A 2,780-nucleotide genomic window follows, 5' to 3' on the forward strand; every position below is an offset into this window, starting at 1 on the left:
GCGTGGGTTGGTGCAGACTGTCGTGGGTCTCTACTACGGAAGCGGCGCTGCCAATGAGAAGTTTGCCGTGGCCCAGCGAGCCTTGGATGAGGCAAACCGTTTCTTAGACATCACCATGAAGCGGGAAAACGCTCGCGAGGCAGCCCATGCGGATGTCGTGAAGGCTCGACTCGGAACAGAGCAGCGTGAACGCGAACTCGAAGACGCGAAGTTAGCAGTAGCCAAGTCGCGCCTGGAACTAGGGGTGCTCTTGTTTCCAGATCCCTCGACGAGCTACTCCCTCGTCTCTCCTGGAAATCCGGCAATCCTGCCGGATCTCCCCAGTGTTGAAGCGGCGGCAAAAGCCAATAATCCGGAGATTCGGAGCGCCCTCGCTGGCGTGCAAGTCAGCCAGGCGCAAGCGCTCAACGCGCGGGCGGCACTTCTCCCCGATCTCGCGCTGAACTTCACTTATGGCATCGATGCACCCGAGTTTGCCAAGAGAGGACCAGACGGAGCTCGGAATCTTGGTTACTCAGCAAGCGCCACGCTCGACATTCCTGTCTGGGATTGGTTGACCTCAGAACGTAAGGTAAAAGAGGCAAATCTCCGGACCCAGGGCGCAAGAGCGGCACTGACAAATGCACAACGGAAGCTGATAGCAGATTTAGCGGAGTTTTATGACGAGGCTGATGTAGCCCGCCGTCAATTGGCGTCGCTGGATGCTAGCGTGACTGATGCGCGAGAAAGCCTTCGACTCACCAACCTGCGCTATGTAAACGGAGAAGGAACTGTGCTCGATGTTGTGGACGCTGAAAACACGCTGATTTCAGCAGAGAACGCACAAGCAGACGGCCTTGTTCGGTATGAGACGGCACTAGCACAACTTGAAACTCTGACAGGAAGGCTCTAGCCCGGATGTCACGCAGGAATCGTATTTTATCTCGATGGACACTCGCGATTGTACTGACGCTGTTGCCCGGCTTCATTTCAGGGTGCAAGAAGGCTGCAACTGAGGATGAAGCGGACAAGGCTGTAGCGGTGCAGGCCGAACACCCTTCCGTTGGACCAATCTCCGAGCAAATTACGGCCGATGCAATCCTCGCACCTTTGGCACAAGCATCGATTGCGCCTCGCATCAGCGCCCCGATCCGGGCGGAGTATGTGCAGCGTGGCGCGCATGTACGAAAAGGCCAACTCTTGATCGCGCTCGAAGATCGTGATCTGCAAGGAAGCGCGCTCGATTCAAAGGGCGCGGTGGCTTCGGCGCAGGCGGCATATCTAACGGCAACCCACGCGACGATTCCGGAAGAGATTCAGAAGGCACAGTTAGACGTCGACCAGGCGCGAGCAAATCTTGAAGTCGCCAACCGAACAGCTGAGGAGCGCAAGCGGCTGTTGCAGGAGGGTGCAATCGCCGGGCGTGACACGGACACGGCGATTGCCGCAGCAGTTCAGGCGAAAGCGGCCTACGAAACGGCGGCAAAACATTTGCAGAGCGTCGAAAGCACAACTCGCAAGACAGACGAGGAGGCTGCAAAGGGACAGCTCACGTCCGCACAAGGACGTCTAATGAATTCAGAGGCGCAGATTACCTACTCGAATCTACGCAGCCCTATCGACGGCGTCGTAACCGATCGGCCCCTATTTCCAGGAGAGACCGCACCGGCCGGCTCATCGATCATCACCGTAATGGACACGAGCTCTCTGCTGGCGAAGCTTCACATTGCGCAGTCGTCGGCACAGAAGTTGAGGATTGGTGGATCTGCCAAGGTATTCATCCCGGGGGTCAACGACCCTCAGGCGGCGACAGTTGCCCTGATTAGTCCGGCCCTCGACCCGGGGTCAACGACCGTAGAGGTGTGGCTGAAACTCCCGAATGCGGACGGGCGATACAAAGTCGGCACACCGGTTCATACAGTCTTGCAGGGGATCACAATCCCTGACGCCGTCCAGGTGCCAGCGCCTGCGATCCTGCCTGCCGATGACGGCAGCACGAATGTGCTGATCATAGAACCTGACGGTACAGCGAAGAAGCGTTCGGTGAGGCTTGGCCTGCGCACCCCGGAGAAGGTTCAGATCGTCGACGGAGTGTCGCCAACTGATCTTGTCATTACCGAAGGAGGCTACGGCCTCGATGACGGATCGAAAGTGAAAGTCGGCGGCAACAAGGAGGACAACACCGGCGATAAGGGCGCAGGTCCCGATGACAAGGGGGCAAAGGACTAATGTCTTCGGCCCCTGGATCTCAGTCAGCGCATGTAGAGGCTTCCAGCACTACTTTTTGGCTGGTGCGCTGGCATCGCACGATTTTTTTCGCCGCGCTTATCGTTACGACTATCGGCATTTACGCGTTCTACAAAACACCAATCGCTGTATTCCCCGAAACCGACTTTCCGAGGGTTGTGATCGGCGTTGACAACGGGGTGATGCCAGTCGAGCAGATGCAGGTAACCATCACAAAGCCCATTGAAGACGCGGTGAACAGCGTCCCCGGGCTTCAGACAGTCCGCTCTACTACGAGCCGTGGCACTGCCGAGGTGAGTCTGTTCTTTGACTGGTCAGCCGATATGTTTCGCACACTCGAGCTTGTGAATGCAGCTTTGAGCCGCGTGCAGCAATCGTTGCCATCAACAGCGAAAATCACAACAAATCGACTTACTTTCGCGACATTTCCGATTCTCGGATACAGCCTGACATCAGACACGCTCTCACAAACTCAGCTCTGGGAACTTGCTACATACACGCTCCAACCACCACTGAATCGTGTAAACGGTGTCAGCACTGTAACTGTGCAGGGC

General features: G+C 56.9%; 3 protein-coding genes. All 3 read left to right on the forward strand.

Annotated features, from left to right (window positions below; translation table 11 throughout):
* Positions 1-892: TolC family protein (locus WCA53_RS09740; RefSeq protein ID WP_423908493.1), on the forward strand; the 892-nt coding region annotated here is incomplete at its 5' end.
* Between the two features lie 5 nt (positions 893-897).
* Complete coding sequence (locus WCA53_RS09745) at positions 898-2,208, forward strand: efflux RND transporter periplasmic adaptor subunit (RefSeq protein WP_423908495.1); 1,311 nt, start codon at positions 898-900, stop codon at positions 2,206-2,208.
* Positions 2,208-2,780, forward strand: a 573-nt coding sequence (locus WCA53_RS09750) for an efflux RND transporter permease subunit (protein WP_423908497.1), incomplete at its 3' end; no start/stop codon positions are given. The genes WCA53_RS09745 and WCA53_RS09750, both read left to right, overlap by 1 nt.

This window comes from Caballeronia sp. (assembly GCF_049581465.1).
Taxonomy (GTDB): domain Bacteria; phylum Pseudomonadota; class Gammaproteobacteria; order Burkholderiales; family Burkholderiaceae; genus Caballeronia.

What these genes read in the sequence shown, in the direction of transcription:
- WCA53_RS09745 (WP_423908495.1), top strand. Translation starts at nt 898, where the DNA reads ATGTCACGCAGGAATCGTATTTTATCTCGATGGACACTCGCGATTGTA.